Here is a 17,498-nt window from a genome sequence, read left to right as displayed (position 1 = left end):
CAGCGGTTCCCCAATTTCATGAATGCTGAAATGAATATCTTGCAGGATAACCCGCAATGCCCCTGCCCCCGATCCTGACTTTTGCGCTGCGGCGCATCTTGCAGGCGATCCCCGTCATTCTTCTCATCATGATCGGGTCATTCCTGCTGATCAAGCTCGCGCCCGGCGATACCGTGGACGCACTTGTCGGTGACATGGGCGGCGCAGATCCGCAATTCGTCGCCAATCTGCGCACCGAATACGGCCTTGACCAGCCGGTCTGGACACAGCTCTGGATTTACATGACCAAGCTGGCGCAGTTCGATTTCGGCTGGTCCTACGTCTACGAACAGCCGGTGCTTGACGTACTGATGGCCCGCCTCGTGCCGACGCTCCTGCTCATGGTTTCCTCGCTTTCGGTGGCCTTCATTTTCGGCATCGCGCTCGGAGCTTTCGCCGCGCGGCGCGCCTATTCGCTGACCGACAATGCGATTTCCACGCTCGGCCTTGTCTTCTATGCAATGCCTAGCTTCTTTCTCAGCCTCATCTTGATGTTCATCTTTTCCGTCAAGCTCGGCTGGCTGCCGGTCGGCGGTTACAAGACGATTGCCGGGTTTTACACCGGCTGGAAGAATGTCTGGGATATTGCCGTGCACCTCGTCATGCCGACGACGGCGCTTTCGCTCATCTATCTCGCCTTCTACATGCGCCTGATGCGCACCAGCGTGCTGGAAGTGGCCGACCTCGATTATGTTCGTACCGCACGAGCCAAGGGCGCCAGCGGTGCAAGGCTGATGTTTCATCACATCATGCGCAACGCATTCCTGCCTGTCGTTACGCTGCTCGGACTACAGTTCTCGACTGTGCTTGGCGGCTCCGTCGTGATCGAGACAATCTTCTCGCTGCCCGGCCTCGGTCAGCTTGCCTACACTTCCGTGATCAAGCGCGACCTCAACACGCTGATGGGCATCATCTTTCTGTGCTCGGTGCTGGTGGTGATCGTGAATTTCATCACCGACCTCATCTATGCGCGGCTTGATTCCAGGATCGAACTGTCATGACTTCACAGGACATCTCCCTCACCCGCCCGCAGGTCTCCCGCACGAAAGTTCTGTGGCAGCGCTTCAGCCGCAACCGCGCCGCCGTACTAGGCCTTATCCTCTTCATCGCCGTGGTCCTGATCGCGTTGCTGGCTGATGTCATTGCGCCCGGCGACCCGCTGCGGCGCGCAGGCGATCCGCTCGTCTGGCCATTCGTCAATGCTGCAACGCCGCTTGGTACCGACCAGCTTGGGCGCGATATCATGGCAGGCATCGTCCATGGCGCGCGCATTTCGCTTCTGATCGGCGTGGTCGCCACCCTGATTTCTATCGTGATCGGCATCATCATCGGCGCTCTTGCCGGCTATTATGGCGGCTGGGTGGATGACGTTCTGATGCGCATCACCGAAGCCTTCCAGACCGTTCCAAGCTTCGTACTGCTTCTGACACTGGTGGCAATCTTCGGTTCATCGATTGAAAACATCATCATCTGCATCGGCATCGTGTCATGGACCGCGCCTGCCCGCATGGTACGCGCCGAATTTCTGGCGCTGCGCAAGCGCGAATTCATCGATGCAGCGCGCAATCTCGGCGTCGGGAATGCCTCAATAATCTTCCGTGAAATCCTGCCGAATGCCCTGCCGCCGGTGATTGTCTTCGCATCCGTGGTGATGGCCACCTCCATCCTGATGGAAAGCGCGCTCGCTTTCCTCGGTCTCGGTGACCCGAACTATGCGAGCTGGGGCAACATGATCGGTCAGGGTCGTGCTGTGCTGCGCACCGACTGGTTCTGCTCGGTCATTCCCGGCATCGCAATTCTGCTCACCGTTCTCTCCTTCAGCCTGCTTGGCGAAGGCCTGAACGACGCGCTTAATCCGAGGCAGAAGAAATAATGACCGCTGCACCCGTTCTGGAAATCAAAAACCTGCAGATCGCGCTGCCAAAGGGCGCCGACCGCCCTTACGCCTTGCAGGACCTGACAATGACCATCAATCCCGGCGAAATCGTCTGCCTCGTCGGCGAAAGCGGTTCCGGCAAATCGCTTTCGGCAGGCGCAATCATGCGCCTTTTGCCGGAACCGCATGTGCGCGTGACCAATGGCATAATCAGGCTTGAAGGCACCGATCTCTATTCGCTCAGCGAAGCCGACATGAAGAAGCTGCGCGGCGACCGCATCGGCATGATCTTTCAGGAGCCGATGACCGCGCTCAACCCGCAGAAGACGGTCGGCTGGCAGATCGATGAAGTGTTGCGCCTGCACACGAAACTCGGTCGCAAGGAACGTCGCGCCGCCGTGCTGAACATGCTGGCGGAAGTGAAAATTCCGGACCCTGAATCCGCCTATAACGCCTACCCGCACCAGATTTCGGGCGGACAGCGCCAGCGTGTCATGATCGCCATGGCGCTGATCCTGAAACCGCGCCTCATCATCGCCGACGAGCCGACCACGGCGCTCGACGTGACCACGCAGGCACAAATCCTGAAACTGATCCGCGACCTGCAACGCGAACACAATACCGGCATCCTGTTCATCACGCATGATTTCGGCGTGGTGGCGGAAATTGCCGACCGCGTGGCCGTTTTGCGGCTTGGCGAACTGGTCGAGGAAGGCCCGGCAAACGAAGTGCTGAACCATCCGCAGCACGCTTATACCAAAGCGCTGATCGCATCGGTTCCAGCTCTCACTCCGCCCGAACCGAAGCCATCGGTGAACACACAACCGATCATTCTCAAGGCGAGCGCTTTACGCAAAACCTTCAAGGCGCGCGGTGGCTTGCTCACCGGCAAACGCAGCGCCGTGCCCGCCGTAAAGGACCTTTCGTTCGAACTACGTCAGGGCGAAACGCTCGGCGTCGTTGGCGAAAGCGGCTCGGGCAAGACAACCGTTTCGCGCATCGTCACCCGTCTGCTTGAAGCCGATAGTGGCAAGGTCGATGTGAATGGCAGGGATTTTCTGAGCGCCAGTCCGCGTGAAGTGCGTGCCATGCGCAAGGACATCCAGATGGTTTTTCAGGACCCGATGGCCTCGCTCAACCCGCGTCGCCGCGTCGTGGACCTCATCGCACAAGGCCCAATCGTCCATGGTGTACCGAAGGCACAGGCGCATGCAAAGGCCCGCGAACTGCTGGAACTAGTTGAGCTTTCGCCCGCTGCCGCCGACCGATTTCCGCATGAGTTCTCGGGCGGACAGCGGCAGCGCATCGGCATCGCCCGCGCGCTGGCGCTGGAACCTCGCATCATCGTCGCCGACGAACCGGTCTCCGCGCTCGATGTCTCGGTACAGGCGCAGGTTCTTCGCCTGCTCGCAGACTTGCGCGAACGGCTCAACCTGTCGCTGCTTTTCGTAACGCATGATCTGCGCGTCGCGGCCCAGCTTTGCGACCGCATCATCGTCATGTCGAAGGGTGAGATCGCCGAAGCAGGTCCGACGGCTGAGGTCTTCGCTAATCCGCAACATGAATATACACAGCGCCTCCTTGCCTCCATTCCTGGCAAGGGCTGGACGCCTCCTCGTTTGGAAAATGCGTGACACCATGCAGAACATAGTCTTTCCACCCTCCATCTGGGCTGCCACCGCCCCTGCCCGCACACAAGCAAAGCCGCTGAACAATGATGCGGAAGCCGATGTCGCCATCGTCGGCGGTGGCTTTACGGGACTTTCAGCAGCGCTCCATCTGGCGAAACGCGGCAAGCGCGTCATCCTGCTGGAAGGCAATGCGGTCGGCTGGGGCGCATCGGGGCGCAACAATGGACAGGTCATTCCGACCATGACTTCGGCGGAACCCGATGCAATCGCCAAACGCTACGGCGCATCAGGTGAACGTTTTGCCAGACTGATCGGCAATAGCGCCGACATTCTGTTTTCCATCGTGCGTGATGAAAATATCGACGCTGAGGCCGAACAGAACGGCTGGTTCCAGCCTGCCCATTCGCCGGGCCGGGTGAAGCTTTCGCAAACCCGCGTGGACGCATGGAAACGTTTCGGCTTCCCGGCAGAGTTTTTCGACCGCGCCGCAACATCGCGGCTGTTGGGCAGCGATTTCTGGTATGGCGGCATGTTCAACCCGACCGGCGGCCATATCAATCCGCTGGCTTTCGCGCGCGGGCTTGCAGCCGCAGCCGAACGCCACGGCGCAATCATTCACGAACAAAGCCCGGTCATCTCCTATGCCCAGGTGGGCGACTATTGGGAAGTCAAGACCGCCAGCGCCACAGTTCGTGCCAAGGGCTTTCTGCTCGCCACCAACGCCTATACCGGCGAGTTGCGCGAAGGGCTTGCCCCGCGCCTAGCCCGCACCATCGTGCCGGTACTCTCGTGGCAAATGGCGACGGCACCTGTCAGCGACAATCTGCGGGCGACGATTTTGCCGGGACGGCAGGCGGTTTCCGATACGCGCGGCGATCTGCGCTTCTTCCGCTACGATGCCCGCAACCGGCTGATTACCGGCGGCGTGGTAATGGGTAATTTCAACATCGCAGAACGCGTCAAGCGCAAGACGGCGCGCAACATGGCGGAAGCTTTCCCTGCACTTGGCGAGCCGGAAATCACCCATGTGTGGAGCGGTTATATCGGCATGACATGGGATCGTTTCCCGCGCGTTCATCAGCTCGGCCCCAATGGCTGGGCATGGATCGGCTGCAACGGGCGCGGTGTTGCGCTTGGCACATCGCTCGGGCGTGAATTCGCACGGGCGCTCGACGGCGAGCCTGTGCAGGAACTTGCCCTGCCCGTCTCGGAACCGGCACCACTGCCTTTTCATAAAGTCGCGCGGAAGATCGCGCCGTTCTATCTCGCATGGCTTCGGCGCAAGGATCTCACCGAGCCAAATCTCTAGTCCCGCTCATTTAACGTTCATGTGAAAGGTCAGGTCCATGAATCAAATGTCAATTCTCGAACGTCGCCGCATCGAAGCGCTGGTTCTCAAGAATGTTTACGAAGTTATTCGCGAGCGCTCCGGTGAGGAAGAAGCGCAGGCTGCAATCGGCGAAGCAGTCAGCCGTTCGGCCATCGAACAGGGCAAGAGCTTTGCCGACGAGCTGGGCCGCACGCCAACGATACAGGACTTTGCCGATATCCAGCCGCTGTGGACGAAGGAAAACGCACTGGAGATCGACGTGATTTCGCAGGGCGAAGATCATTTCGATTTCAACGTTACGCGCTGCCGCTATTCGGAAATGTACCGCGAGATGGGTCTTGGCCATATCGGTCACCTGCTTTCCTGCAATCGCGATGGCGATTTCTGCATCGGCTACAATCCCGAAATGAAGCTGGAACGCTCGCAGACCATCATGAAGGGCGCAAGCCATTGCGATTTCCGCTACCGCCTCGACACCGCCGAAGACAACACAAAAGGAGCCTGACATGCCGGTTGAAAACTGGACATCGAACCAGCTGGACGAACTCGTCGCGTTCCGTCGTGACCTGCACGAAAACCCCGAGCTGCTTTACGATGTGAACCGGACTGCCGAAAAAGTTGCCGAAGCGCTACGCGCCGCTGGCGTCGATGAGGTCGTGACTGGTATCGGGCGCACCGGCGTCGTCGGCGTCATTCGCGGTCAGTCGAACCGTTCCGGTCGCGCCATCGGCCTGCGTGCCGACATGGACGCACTGCCGATCCTCGAAGAAACCGGCGCGGAATGGTCATCGAAAGTGCCGGGGAAAATGCATGCCTGCGGCCATGACGGCCATACGACCATGCTTCTGGGCGCTGCCCGCGAACTGGCGCAAAGCCGCGCCTTCGACGGCACCGTCATCGTTATCTTCCAGCCTGCCGAAGAAGGCGGCGCAGGCGCAAAGGCGATGATCGACGACGGCCTGTTCAAGCGCTGGCCGGTCAATGAAGTCTACGGCATGCATAACCGCCCGAATCTTCCCGTCGGACACTTCATCATCAATTCCGGCCCGATCATGGGATCGGTTGACATTCTCGACATCACCATCGAGGGCGTTGGCGGACATGCAGCTTCGCCGCACCAGACCATCGATCCCATCCCGGTGACGGCAGCACTCATTCAGGCAATCCAGACGCTGACCGCACGCACCGTCGACCCGCTGGATTCCGCTGTGATCTCGATCACCACCATTCAGGGCGGCGATGCTTTCAACGTGATTCCGCAGAAAATCCGGTTGACCGGTACGGTCCGCACGCTTCGTGAGGAAGTGCGCGACCATATCGAGGAAAAGCTGGCTCGCGCCGTGCAGGGCATTGCCGATGCTTTCGGCGCCAAGGCCACGCTCGACTATCAGCGCAGCTATCCGGTCACCGTTAATCACGAGCGCGAGACAGAACTGGCCGCAATCGCTGCCGATGCAGTTGCGGGCGCTGACCGCGTGGCTCGGGATATGCCGGCAACGCTTGGCGGTGAAGACTTTGCCTTCATGCTGAACGAGGTGCCGGGCGCGATGATCAACATCGGCAACGGCCCGAGCGCCAATCTCCATCATCCGAAATATGACTTCAACGACGATGTCATTGCCTGGGGTTGCTCGTACTGGACAACGCTCGTGCGCCATCGGCTGCCGATCGAGAACTGATAGCCGCCTATATATCTATTCAGGGCGGCGCCCCAAGGGGCCGCCCTTTGTATTTTTCGTAAAAAGCGAAGTGTTTTTACACTAAAACCTCTAGTTTATCTGAGCCTCACGTAATATAACGCGCTCCCAATAATCCATCGCGGCTTTTCCCGATGGGAAAAGAGAATCCGGTTTGGACGCATATCCTGAACGCCTCAGTTTCGGAAATGCGGGAAGCCAATGGTAGAGCGGGAAATCCATGAATATCGAGTCTGCCTTGAGCGACAGCGCCAATATTTTTGACCTTGCGCCAATTTCCCTGTGGCTTGAGGATTATAGCGGTCTGCGCAAGCAGTTCGAAGAATGGCGTGCGCTTGGCGTTACCGATCTCGGGGCTTTCCTGCACGAAGACACGACCCGGTTGCGCATCTGCACCAGCCATATCCGGGTTCTGAAGGTCAACCGCAAGACGCTTTCGCTTTTCGAGGCGGACAGCGTCAGTCATCTGGTCGCCAACCTCGAACGCGTGTTTCGCGACGACATGCTGGACCCGCATATCGATGAGATGGTCCAGCTCTGGAACGGCGGCGGTACTTTCTCAAGCGACACCATCAACTATTCGCTCGGCGGCAAGCGGCTCGACATCCAGCTCAAGGGCGTCGTGCTTCCCGGCTATGAACACACGTGGGAGCGGGTTCTGCTTTCCATCGAGGATGTGACCGCTCGCGAGAATGCCCGCCGCGAGCAGGATCGGCACAAACAGCACGCCGTGGGCCTCTTCGAACATTCACCGGTTTCGCTCTGGGTCGAGGATTTCAGCCGCATCAAGCAACTGATGGACGATGTGCGCCAGCGCGGCATCGTTGATTTTCGGGTGTTTACCGACGTGCATCCAGAATTCGTGCGCCAGTGCATGAGCGAGATCCGCGTGCTCGAAATCAACACCGAGACGACGGCCCTCTTCCTCGCATCCGACAAGAAAACGCTGCTGCAGAACCTGCCGCATATCTTCAAGGATGAGATGGAAGCCTCTTTCCGCGAACAACTGATCGATCTGTGGAACGGAATCCTGTTCCAGCGTCGCGAAGTGGTGAACTATGCGCTCGATGGGTCCGAACGGCATGTTCTGCTGCAGTTCTCTGTTCTGCCGGGACATGAGACGGATTGGTCGCTGGTGCAGGTCGCACTTACCGACATCACGGCGCGCAAGAAGGCCGAGGCCTATCTGGAATATCTGGGCAAGCACGATGTGCTGACCAAGCTGCACAATCGCGCCTATTATGTCGATGAGCTTAACCGGCTTGAGCGCAAGGGCCATACGCCCGTTTCAGTCATCATCATCGATCTCAACGGCCTCAAGGCCGCGAATGATCAATGGGGCCATGCGACAGGTGACGGATTGCTGCGACGCATCGGAGAAGTGCTGAATGAAGCCGTGAAGCAGCCGGGCCATGCCGCACGCATTGGCGGTGACGAATTCGCTATCGTGCTGCCTTATGTCGATGAGCGCGGCGCCGAGGCGATGGTCGAGGACATTCAGCGGCTGGTCGATATCAACAACCAGTATTATTCCCAACTCAAGCTCAATCTTTCCATCGGCTCTGCAACCAGCATGCCGGGCGAGAAGCTGGAAACCGTTGCCAAGCGCGCCGACCTGCTGATGTATGAGAACAAGCGCCAGCAGTATACGAGCGGTACAATCTAGAGCATTTCCTGTTTTGATTGAATCATTGGAAACACTCTATCTCTTTGTTTTTAAGCATGTCTTTATCCCAAAACCGGTCCCCACTTTTGGGAGACATGCTCTAGTCATCAAATGCGATAATCGTCTTGCCGCGCGTCAGATCGGTGACGAGGCGGGATAGTTCATCCCGCGCGGCGATGGGCATCGTGCCCGCCATTTCCACGCCGGTACCGGTGAAATTCTCTTGCGCGATAGCAAGGTTTTCCACCGCCGTCAGACGTGCTTTTAGCAGCGCATGATCTGAAAAATCGCAGGCGAACTGAAATCCGACCAGCGGGATAACTTCTGTTTTCTCAGCCTGTCGCAGACAGGTAGCGGCAGTGCCGCCATAGGCGCGCATCAGGCCACCACTTCCCAGAAGAATGCCGCCGAACCAGCGCGTAACCACGACTGCAATATTGTCCAGCTGCTGGCCGTCGATTGCCTGCAAGATCGGCTTTCCTGCCGTGCCGCTTGGCTCACCGTCGTCACTGAAACGGTAGTTCTGCCCCATGCGCCAGGCCCAGCAATTATGGCTCGCCGACAGATCGGAATGCTCGCTCAAAAAATCCTTCGCCGCCTGCTCGTTTGCGACAGGCGAAGCAATGGCCAGAAATCGACTTTTCTTGATCTCCTGACTAAAGGTTTCGACGCGACTGATCGTGAACATGGCAATCCTACAAAGATGATTGCGGGGCCTAGCATTTTCCATTGAGGATGACGACCCCTTCCAGCTTCCCCCGGCATTGCGCCCACCGGATATAGGGTATAAGGCAATTGGAAAATGAGCCCATATTTTTGAGCTCTGTTCTTGCATATCCAGACGAAAGGTCCTGCCGATGTTCGATTTGATCGTGAGAAACGCCAATCTCCCCGACGGTCGCGAGAAGCAGGACATTTTGGTCAAGGACGGCAAGATTGCCGATATCGGGCCCTCCAAGGGGGAGCATCAGGCGGCTCAGGAAATCGATGCGACCGACCGGCTCGTGACCCCGCCTTTCATCGATCCGCATTTCCATATGGACGCGACCCTGTCGCTTGGCCTGCCACGCCTCAACCGTTCCGGTACGCTTCTTGAAGGCATCGCGCTCTGGGGCGAACTGAAGCCGATGCTGACCGTTGAAGCCATGGTCGAGCGCGCGCTGCGTTATTGCGATCTGGCCGTTTCGCAGGGCCTGCTGGCCATTCGCAGCCATGTCGATGTCAGCGATCCGCGCCTTCTCACTGCTGAAGCGATGATCGAAGTGCGCGAGAAGGTGAAGCCTTACATCGATCTGCAGCTCGTGGCCTTCCCGCAGGATGGTTACTACCGTTCGCCGGGCGCGGTCGATCTCGTCAACCGCTCGCTCGATATGGGCCTCGACGTCGTCGGCGGCATTCCGCATTTTGAGCGCACCATGGCTGATGGCGCAGCCTCGCTGGAGGAACTCTGCCGCATTGCCGCTGAACGCGGGCTGCCGGTCGATATCCATTGCGACGAAAGCGACGATCCGATGTCGCGCCATGTCGAGACGCTGGCGGCGCAGACCATGCGTTTTGGCCTGCAGGGCCGTGTATCCGGCTCGCACCTCACCTCCATGCATTCCATGGATAATTATTACGTCTCGAAACTCATTCCGCTGATTGCGGAAGCAAAGATGAACGCCATCCCGAACCCGCTCATCAACATCACGCTGCAAGGCCGCGCGGACACCTATCCGAAGCGCCGCGGAATGACACGCGTGCCGGAGCTGATGGCTGCCGGTATCAATGTCGCTTTCGGCCACGATTGCGTTATGGACCCCTGGTACTCGATGGGTTCCGGCGACATGCTGGAAGTCGGCCATATGGCCATTCACGTGGCGCAGATGACGTCGATCGAAGGCAAGAAGCAGGTTTTCGATGCACTCACCGTCAATTCCGCCAAGGCGCTGGGCCTCGAAGGCTACGGTCTTGCAAAGGGCTGCAATGCCGATTTCGTGGTGCTGCAGGCGCGCGATCCAATTGAAGCGCTGCGGCTCAAGGCAAACCGCCTGACCGTCGTGAAGCGTGGCAAGGTCATCGCCGAAACACCGCAGCGCATAAGCCGCCTCAACCTCGAAGGCCGTCCGTCTTCGGTTGACGGGGCTGATTACGCGCCAATCGGCTAATAATATCAACAGTTTCGGCCTACCCGGCACATTGCCGGATGAACGAACCGGAACAGTCGCGGCTTGAAACCCCATGCCTAATTTTCAGGCCGCAGCCTAATTCGCTTGTATTCGAGGCAGATTGAGCAAAGATAGAACCGTTGCTCATACATTCTGCTCACACAAAACGAAGCAACCGGCAGTGCATTCCCGGCACGCCGAAAACACAAAAGAGGGGTCCTATGACCAAAATCATCAAAGCACCGAACTTTACCCGTCGCGACATTCTCGCAATGTCGGCAGCACTCGGCGCAACGGCAATGACCACTCGCGTCTTTGCGGCCGATGAAAAGCTGAAAGTCGCGGGCATCCACGCCTCGCCGGTCGAGAATGCCTGGAATTCCCGCCTTCACGAGGCACTGAAGCAGGCAAATGACGACGGCGTCATCGAATATGTCTTCTCCGAGGGCGTTTCAGCGAGCGACTACCCCCGCGCCATGCGCGAATATGCCGAACAGGGCATCAAGCTGATCGTCGGCGAATCCTATGCCGTCGAACGCGAAGCGCGCCAGGTGGCAGGCGATTATCCGAAGACGGCTTTCGTCATGGGCTCCTCCGGCAAGCCGCAGGGCGATAATTTTGGTGTTTTCGGCACCTGGAACTTTGAATCTGCCTATCTCGCAGGCATGCTGGCAGGCGCGATGAGCAAGTCCGGCACCTTCGGCTCCGTCGGTGCCGTGCCGATCCCGGAAGTCAACATGCTCATCAATGCCTTTCAGGATGGCGTGAAGGAAACCCGTCCCGATGCGAAGTTCATCGCATCGTTCATTGGCACCTTCTTTGACCCACCGAAAGCACGCGAAGCCGGTCTTGCCCAGATCGACTCCGGTGCCGACATCCTGTTCGGTGAGCGCATCGGCACAGCCGATGCCGCCAAGGAACGCGGTATCAAGGCCATCGGCTCGCTGATCGACTATACGCCGCGCTATCCCGACACGGTCTTCGCCAATGCGATCTGGAATTTCCGCCCGATCCTGAATGCGGCTATCGCCGACGTGAAGGCCAGCCAGGCAACCGGCAAGGATTACACGCCGTTCAGCCTGATGAAGGAAGGCGGCAACGACATCATCTACGTCAAGGGCATTGCCCCTGCCGAAGCGGAAGCCAAGATGGAAGCCCGCCGTGTGGAACTGAAGGAAGGCAAGTTCGAGTACAAGCCGAACCCGGCCGAACCGAAGTAATCATTCAGGACGGGCAAGCATATCGTGGCAATCGACATGAACCAACAGGATGCGACCGCGCTCGCGCAGGCGATTGCGGAAGGAATCCTCAGTGCCGAACAGGCCATGGATGCCGCTCTCGACGCAGCAGAAAAATGGCGCCCCTTGGGCGTCATTGCATATCTCGATCGCGATCTTGGCCGCGCCGGTGCCATCGCATTCGATGCAGCGCCATCCAGAGCTGCCTTCGCGGGCGTTCCCTCCCTATTCAAGGATCTGGGCGGGCCCTGTGCCGGTCTGCCGATCCGGCTCGGCTCGCAGGCATTCCTCAATGCCTCACCTCAGATGGATTCCGAACTCGGCCACCGGCTACGCGCAGCCGGATTGAATTTCTTCGGTACTACCACCGTTCCCGAATTCGGTCTGGCGCTTGCGAGCGAACCAGCGGGAGCACCGCCTGCATGCCATCCCTTCGATGAAACGCTTTCACCCGGTGGATCATCCGGCGGAGCGGCAGCAGCGGTTGCAGCCGGGATAGTCGCAATTGCGCACGCTACCGACGCTGGTGGTTCCATCCGTGTGCCCGCCGCAACCTGCGGGCTTGTCGGTCTGAAACCAAGTCGTGGCGCTATGCCAGCGGGTCCGCATTTCGGCAATTATCTTGCAGGCATTGCGAGCGAGTTTGCGCTTTGCCGCTCGGTCCGTGATGCGAAAGCGCTTCTGCCGCTTGTTGAAGGCAAAACGGAAGGCTTTCTGCCCGACCCGGCGATGCTGGCAGGCGATTTGCCGGACCGCCTTCGTATCGGCATCGTGACCGGCGATCTCGCAAACTATCCAATCACATCAGAGCGCCTGCAGGTTGTGGCAGATGCAGCGCATTTCCTTGAGGCACAGGGACACACAATCCGCGAAATCCCGGCTTCGGAATTCAGCCCGCTGATCGCTTCCAGCGCACGCGCATTCGACCGTATCATTTCCGTCAATCTTGCGGCCGCAATCGATTTTCTGGCCCTTGATGAAGACAAGCTTGAACCGCTCACCCGCGCCGTTGCGGAGCGCGGGCGGCGCATGGAAGCCACCGCGCTTTACCGCGCCATGAACGGAGCTGTCAGCGCCGCACATATGCTCTGGCAGATTTTCCGCGACATCGACGTGCTGATCACGCCTATGCTCGCGCGCGGGCCGATGCCGCTCGGTTCCTTTCCCACGGATCAAGGCGATGTCGATGCGCATTGGCAGAAGATGAATGCCTTCGCGCCTTATGCGGCGCTTGCGAATATTTCCGGTTTTCCGGCACTCTCGCTTCCCTTTGAAACCGACGCCGACGACATGCCGGTCGCCTTGCAGCTTGTGGCCCCGATGGGCGCGGACCGGCTGCTTTTGAGCCTTGGCCAGCGTCTGGAGGCGGACCAGCGTTGGCAGCACAGATTTCCCGTTGCGGGGTTGAACACATGACCACCACAGTTCTTGAACTGCAAAACATCACCAAGCGGTTTGGCGCGCTTACCGCCAATGACGATATTTCGCTGAAGCTTGAGCGCGGCGAAATCCTCGCTTTTCTTGGCGAAAATGGTGCAGGCAAAACCACGCTGATGAATATCCTGTTCGGCCATTATGTGCCGGATGAAGGTCGTGTCTTCGTGAAAGGCGTTGAAATCCCGCAAGGCAAGCCCCGCGCAGCCATCGATGCGGGCGTGGGCATGGTGCACCAGCATTTTACGCTCGCGCCCAATCTCACGGTTCTGGAAAACATCATCACCGGCACTGAAAGCCTCTGGAGACTCAAATCCGCGCACGGTGCAGCGTGTAACAAGATCGCGGAAATCGCCAAGCGCTTTGGCCTGCAGGTTGATCCCGATGCACGGCTTGGCGATCTTTCGGTCGGTGAACAGCAGCGCGTGGAAATTCTCAAAGCGCTTTATAACGACGCCGACATTCTGATCCTCGACGAGCCGACCGCCGTTCTGACCACGCAGGAAGCCGAAAACCTCTTCGCGACACTGAAAGAAATGGCACGTCAGGGCCTGTCGCTGATCTTCATCTCGCACAAGCTGCATGAAGTCATGTCGGCAGCCGACCGGGTGATCGTCCTGCGCGGTGGAAAGCTTGTCGCTGAGCGCAAGGCTTCCGAAACCTCGAAAGAGGAACTCGCCGAACTGATGGTTGGCCGTCGCGTTTCACGCCCTTCGCGTGCAGCGGCCACGCCCGGCGAAACCTTGTTGGAAGCGAAGAATGTAACAGTGGTGGAAGATGGCGCGGCCCGCCTTAGTGATCTCGACTTTCACCTTCGCGCTGGCGAAACGCTTGGCATCATTGGCGTGTCGGGTAATGGGCAGGCAGCGCTCGGGCGTCTCGTTTCGGGTCTCAGCCAGCCTGCGAGTGGCTCACTTGTCATGTTCGGGCAAACGGTCACCAAATTCGACCCGCGCCAATTTGTGGCCGAAGGTGTTGGCCGCATTCCCGAAGATCGCAATGCGGAAGGCGCAATCGGTGACCTGACGCTTTGGGAAAATGCTGTGCTTGAACGCGTGCGCGATCCCCAGTTCTCCAATGGTCTTCTGGTCAATCGCGCGGCTGCGCGTGAATTTACCGACCGCATCATCAAGGATTTCGATGTGCGCGGCGGCACGCCTGATAGCCGCATTCGCCTGCTTTCCGGCGGCAACATGCAGAAGCTTATTCTGGGTCGCAATCTTGAAACGGCTCCGCGCATTCTGATCGCGGCGCAACCGACGCGTGGCCTTGATGAAGGTGCCGTCGCAGCCATTCATGCCCGTATTCTGGAAGCGCGGGCAAAGGGAGCAGCGGTTCTGCTAATCTCGGAAGATCTGGATGAAATTATCGGCCTTGCCGACCGCGTACAGGCCATCGTCAAGGGCCGCCTCTCGCCGCCGATTGACGCCGGAGAAGCCAATGCGCAACGGCTGGGCCTGATGATGGCTGGGGAATGGCAGACTAATCTCACGAAGGGGCTGAACTGATGCGTATTGAAAGACGCGAAACACGGCCCATGGCACTGGTAGCAACCGCACCAATTATCGCCGTTTTGACCGCCTTTGTGCTTGCCGGACTGCTCATTGCCGCTGCCGGTGCGCCGGTTTTGGAATCCTTCCGCCAGATAGCCATCGGCGCTTTCGGTAACAAGCTTTCGATCACCGAAACACTCACCCGCGCAACACCCTTGATGCTGACCGGCCTTGCCGCTGCCGTCGCCTTCCGCTCCAAACTCTGGAATATCGGCGCCGAAGGCCAGTTCTATATGGGTGCGCTGGCGGTGGTCGCCTGTGGGACGCAATTGCAGCTTCCTGCCCCTATTCTCATTCCGCTGTTGCTTATCGTCGGCGCGATTGCAGGCATGATTTTCCTGCTTATTCCGCTCGGGCTTCGTCTGCGCTTCGGTGTCGATGAAGTGGTGACGACCCTGCTTTTGAATTTCGTTGCGGTGCTCATCGTCTCGATGATGATCGAAGGGCCGATGAAAGACCCCCTCGCCTTTGGCTGGCCGCAATCCGAGCCTGTGCCGGATGCGGCGGTGCTGCCAAAAATCATGGCAGGCATGCGGCTTCACATTGGCATAGTCATCGCTATCGCTCTGGCGCTCATCATCGCCTATGTGCAGAAGCGCACCGTGTTCGGGCTGGAAACCAAGGCTGCCGGTCTCAACCCGCAAGCCGCGCGTTTTGCAGGCGTTCCGCTTGGCAAGACACTGGTGAAAGTCGCCTGCATTTCCGGTGGTCTTGCAGGACTTGCAGGCGCAATACAGGTCATGGGCGTTAAGGGTTACGTCACGACCGATCTGTCGCCGGGCTTCGGCTATTCCGGCATCATTGTCGCCATGTTGGCCAATTTGAATCCTATCGGCGCGATCTTCTCCGCACTTTTTGCTGCCGCAATGTTTGTCGGTGCCGACGGCATGAGCCGTGCCATTGGCATTCCGAGCTTCATCGCCGATGTCACCGTGGCGCTGTCGCTTCTGACTATGCTGGTTGCTCTGTTCTTCACACAATACAGGATCGCCCGATGAACGAGTTGATGGATATCCTGCTCTCCGCAGGCCTCTGGGTCTCGGTCCTGCGCATTGCAACGCCGCTGATCTTCGGCACGCTCGGCGCACTTTATTGCGAACGGGCGGGTGTGCTTAATCTCGGCATCGAAGGCATCATGACCTTCGGTGCGATGATCGGCTGGCTGACAGTCTATAATGGTGCCGACCTGTGGGTCGGTGTGCTTGCCGCCGCCGCTTCCGGCGCTCTGTTCGGCCTGCTTCACGCGGCGCTCACCGTCCCGCTCGGCCTGTCACAGCATGTGGTCGGTCTTGGCATCACGCTGTTTGCGTCGAGCCTCAGCTACTTCCTGTTCCGTCTTCTGGTGCCGCTCTCTTCAACTCCGCCAACGATTACACCATTCCAGCCGGTCAATCCGTCCTGGCTTGCGGATATTCCGTTTATCGGACAGGTGCTTGGCACGCAGACGGCCCTCACCTGGATCGCCATTCCTCTGGCACTGCTGCTTGGTTATGTGCTTTTCCGCACACCACTCGGCCTTGCCATCCGCATGACCGGCGAAAATCCGCATGCCGCCGAAGCGCAAGGCATCAACCCAATCCGCGTTCGCGTCTTCACGATCATGTTCGGCAGCGCGCTTATGGCTGTCGGCGGCGCGTTCCTCACGCTCTCTGCATTCAACTCGTTCTTCCCGACGATGATGCAGGGGCGCGGTTGGGTCTGTATTGCGCTCGTCGTTTTCGCGTCATGGAAGCCTGCACGCGCACTTCTGGGCGCACTGCTGTTCGCGCTGTTCGATGCTTTCCAGCTCCGCCTGCAGACGGTTTACGGCAAGGTGGTGCCTTATCAGCTCTTCCTGATGATCCCTTATATCATGTCGATTGTGGCGCTCATCGTGATGGCGCGGCGGGCACGTGTCCCGCAGGCGCTGATGCAGCCCTATCGTCGCGGAGAACGTTGATCGCATAGTGCGTGATGAAATATGCGATGGTGAAAACTGCCAGTCCACCAAAGACATCGCTCAGATGGTGCCCGCCGTGCAGCAGGATCGCGGGTACCATGAATATATTCAGAGCGAGTACCGGTAAACGCACCCATGCGATGCGCCATGTAAAGACCACGGACATGGCAGCCATGACGGTGTGGAACGACGGGAATCCGATCAGGCCGAGCACATTGGCTGGCGTCAGATAATCTACCCCTTCCTTCGACAAGCGGATCAATTCCAAGCCATAGGACGGACCGACAGCCAATCCTGCACTTCTCACAACATCATCAGGCAGGTTCCATACAGCCGATGTACCGAATGTTGGAAAAAAGGCCCACACCACGATGCTGAGAAGAGCGCCTACAATTCCAGTCATCAGGAAATGAGCAAGTTTTTCTGATTGCCCCGAAAAGCCGAGCAACAGAACAACCATCACCAACTGCGGCAGGGAAGTGAAGTAAACTATCTTCAACAGTGCTGAAACACCGGGCCACTGCGCAATGTATGTGACCAGACTTGGCCAATCATATCCCATCAGTCGATCGACGCCGACCAGGAATTCGTCAATTCGCGGGAAATGGATCGGCAGCAACATATAGTTAAAGACCGACCCGACCAGTGTGAACAATATGAAGCCCGCAGTCAGAATGAGTGTCTCCGCAATCCGGGTATCATTCCTTACGAAGCGATAAAACAGGCCGAGCATGATCGTTCCAAGACCGATCGCCCCGATCATTCCGTAGCCTGTCCAGTCTACGCGAATGCCCTTCGCGGCAATCAGAAGAATGTCGATTGCGCCCAACGCACCAACGACAGTCAGAACAAATCGCTCATAACGCGAGAATATCATCAGCGCCCCCAATTGATCTCATAATCGACCAAAGAGCTGAAGTTCACGTTAAACGTGCAAACAAAAACGGC

At 58.4% G+C, this 17,498-nt stretch carries 15 protein-coding genes; 13 read left to right on the top strand and 2 right to left on the bottom strand.

Annotation, left to right across the window (positions count from 1 at the left end):
• Positions 1 to 56 precede the first annotated feature (56 nt).
• The 7 genes from OANT_RS17190 (at position 57) to OANT_RS17160 (ending at position 8,239) form a co-directional block, all read left to right on the top strand.
• Positions 57 to 1,040: an ABC transporter permease gene (locus OANT_RS17190; RefSeq protein WP_012092754.1), complete on the top strand. Its 984-nt coding sequence runs from the start codon at positions 57 to 59 to the stop codon at positions 1,038 to 1,040.
• Positions 1,037 to 1,912 (top strand): ABC transporter permease, encoded by an 876-nt coding sequence (locus tag OANT_RS17185; protein WP_012092753.1) that lies wholly within the window; start codon positions 1,037 to 1,039, stop codon positions 1,910 to 1,912. Before OANT_RS17190 ends, OANT_RS17185 begins: the two co-directional genes overlap by 4 nt.
• The gene (locus OANT_RS17180; RefSeq protein WP_012092752.1) at positions 1,912 to 3,549 is read left to right on the top strand and encodes an ABC transporter ATP-binding protein; all 1,638 of its coding nucleotides are present in this window, start codon (positions 1,912 to 1,914) and stop codon (positions 3,547 to 3,549) included. The genes OANT_RS17185 and OANT_RS17180 overlap by 1 nt, the downstream gene beginning before the upstream one ends.
• A gap of 4 nt (positions 3,550 to 3,553) precedes the next feature.
• On the top strand, positions 3,554 to 4,855 hold the full coding sequence (locus OANT_RS17175; RefSeq protein WP_012092751.1) for an NAD(P)/FAD-dependent oxidoreductase: 1,302 nt from the start codon (positions 3,554 to 3,556) through the stop codon (positions 4,853 to 4,855).
• Between the two features lie 37 nt (positions 4,856 to 4,892).
• Positions 4,893 to 5,381 carry an L-2-amino-thiazoline-4-carboxylic acid hydrolase gene (locus tag OANT_RS17170; protein WP_012092750.1) on the top strand — a complete coding sequence of 163 codons (489 nt, stop codon included), beginning with the start codon at positions 4,893 to 4,895 and terminating at the stop codon, positions 5,379 to 5,381.
• Between the two features lies 1 nt (position 5,382).
• Complete coding sequence (locus OANT_RS17165; protein ID WP_012092749.1) at positions 5,383 to 6,555, top strand: M20 aminoacylase family protein; 1,173 nt, start codon at positions 5,383 to 5,385, stop codon at positions 6,553 to 6,555.
• Positions 6,556 to 6,793: 238 nt separating this feature from the next.
• Entirely contained in the window at positions 6,794 to 8,239 is a 1,446-nt protein-coding gene (locus OANT_RS17160; RefSeq protein WP_012092748.1) for a sensor domain-containing diguanylate cyclase, read from the top strand.
• Positions 8,240 to 8,339: 100 nt separating this feature from the next.
• On the opposite strand, the gene OANT_RS17155 is transcribed toward OANT_RS17160, so the two are convergent.
• Entirely contained in the window at positions 8,340 to 8,927 is a 588-nt protein-coding gene (locus OANT_RS17155; RefSeq protein WP_040128375.1) for an IMPACT family protein, read from the bottom strand.
• A gap of 169 nt (positions 8,928 to 9,096) precedes the next feature.
• Here OANT_RS17155 and OANT_RS17150 point away from each other — a divergent pair, with 169 nt between their 5' ends.
• The 6 genes from OANT_RS17150 (at position 9,097) to OANT_RS17125 (ending at position 16,550) form a co-directional block, all read left to right on the top strand.
• Positions 9,097 to 10,386 carry an amidohydrolase family protein gene (locus OANT_RS17150; RefSeq protein ID WP_012092746.1) on the top strand — a complete coding sequence of 430 codons (1,290 nt, stop codon included), beginning with the start codon at positions 9,097 to 9,099 and terminating at the stop codon, positions 10,384 to 10,386.
• 221 nt (positions 10,387 to 10,607) lie between these two features.
• Complete coding sequence (locus OANT_RS17145; protein ID WP_012092745.1) at positions 10,608 to 11,606, top strand: BMP family protein; 999 nt, start codon at positions 10,608 to 10,610, stop codon at positions 11,604 to 11,606.
• 36 nt (positions 11,607 to 11,642) lie between these two features.
• Positions 11,643 to 13,040 carry an amidase gene (locus OANT_RS17140; RefSeq protein ID WP_012092744.1) on the top strand — a complete coding sequence of 466 codons (1,398 nt, stop codon included), beginning with the start codon at positions 11,643 to 11,645 and terminating at the stop codon, positions 13,038 to 13,040.
• Positions 13,037 to 14,566 (top strand): ABC transporter ATP-binding protein, encoded by a 1,530-nt coding sequence (locus tag OANT_RS17135; RefSeq protein ID WP_012092743.1) that lies wholly within the window; start codon positions 13,037 to 13,039, stop codon positions 14,564 to 14,566. The genes OANT_RS17140 and OANT_RS17135 overlap by 4 nt, the downstream gene beginning before the upstream one ends.
• Positions 14,566 to 15,609, top strand: coding sequence for an ABC transporter permease (locus tag OANT_RS17130; protein WP_012092742.1), 1,044 nt, complete (start codon positions 14,566 to 14,568; stop codon positions 15,607 to 15,609). The genes OANT_RS17135 and OANT_RS17130 overlap by 1 nt, the downstream gene beginning before the upstream one ends.
• Positions 15,606 to 16,550, top strand: coding sequence for an ABC transporter permease (locus OANT_RS17125; RefSeq protein WP_012092741.1), 945 nt, complete (start codon positions 15,606 to 15,608; stop codon positions 16,548 to 16,550). Before OANT_RS17130 ends, OANT_RS17125 begins: the two co-directional genes overlap by 4 nt.
• On the opposite strand, the gene OANT_RS17120 is transcribed toward OANT_RS17125, so the two are convergent.
• Entirely contained in the window at positions 16,480 to 17,427 is a 948-nt protein-coding gene (locus tag OANT_RS17120) for a phosphatase PAP2 family protein (RefSeq protein ID WP_012092740.1), read from the bottom strand. The genes OANT_RS17125 and OANT_RS17120 overlap by 71 nt on opposite strands.
• Positions 17,428 to 17,498: the final 71 nt, after the last annotated feature.

Source organism: Brucella anthropi ATCC 49188, from assembly GCF_000017405.1.
Classification (GTDB): Bacteria; Pseudomonadota; Alphaproteobacteria; order Rhizobiales; family Rhizobiaceae; genus Brucella; species Brucella anthropi.
This window is presented reverse-complemented; position numbering and strand designations above follow the sequence as displayed.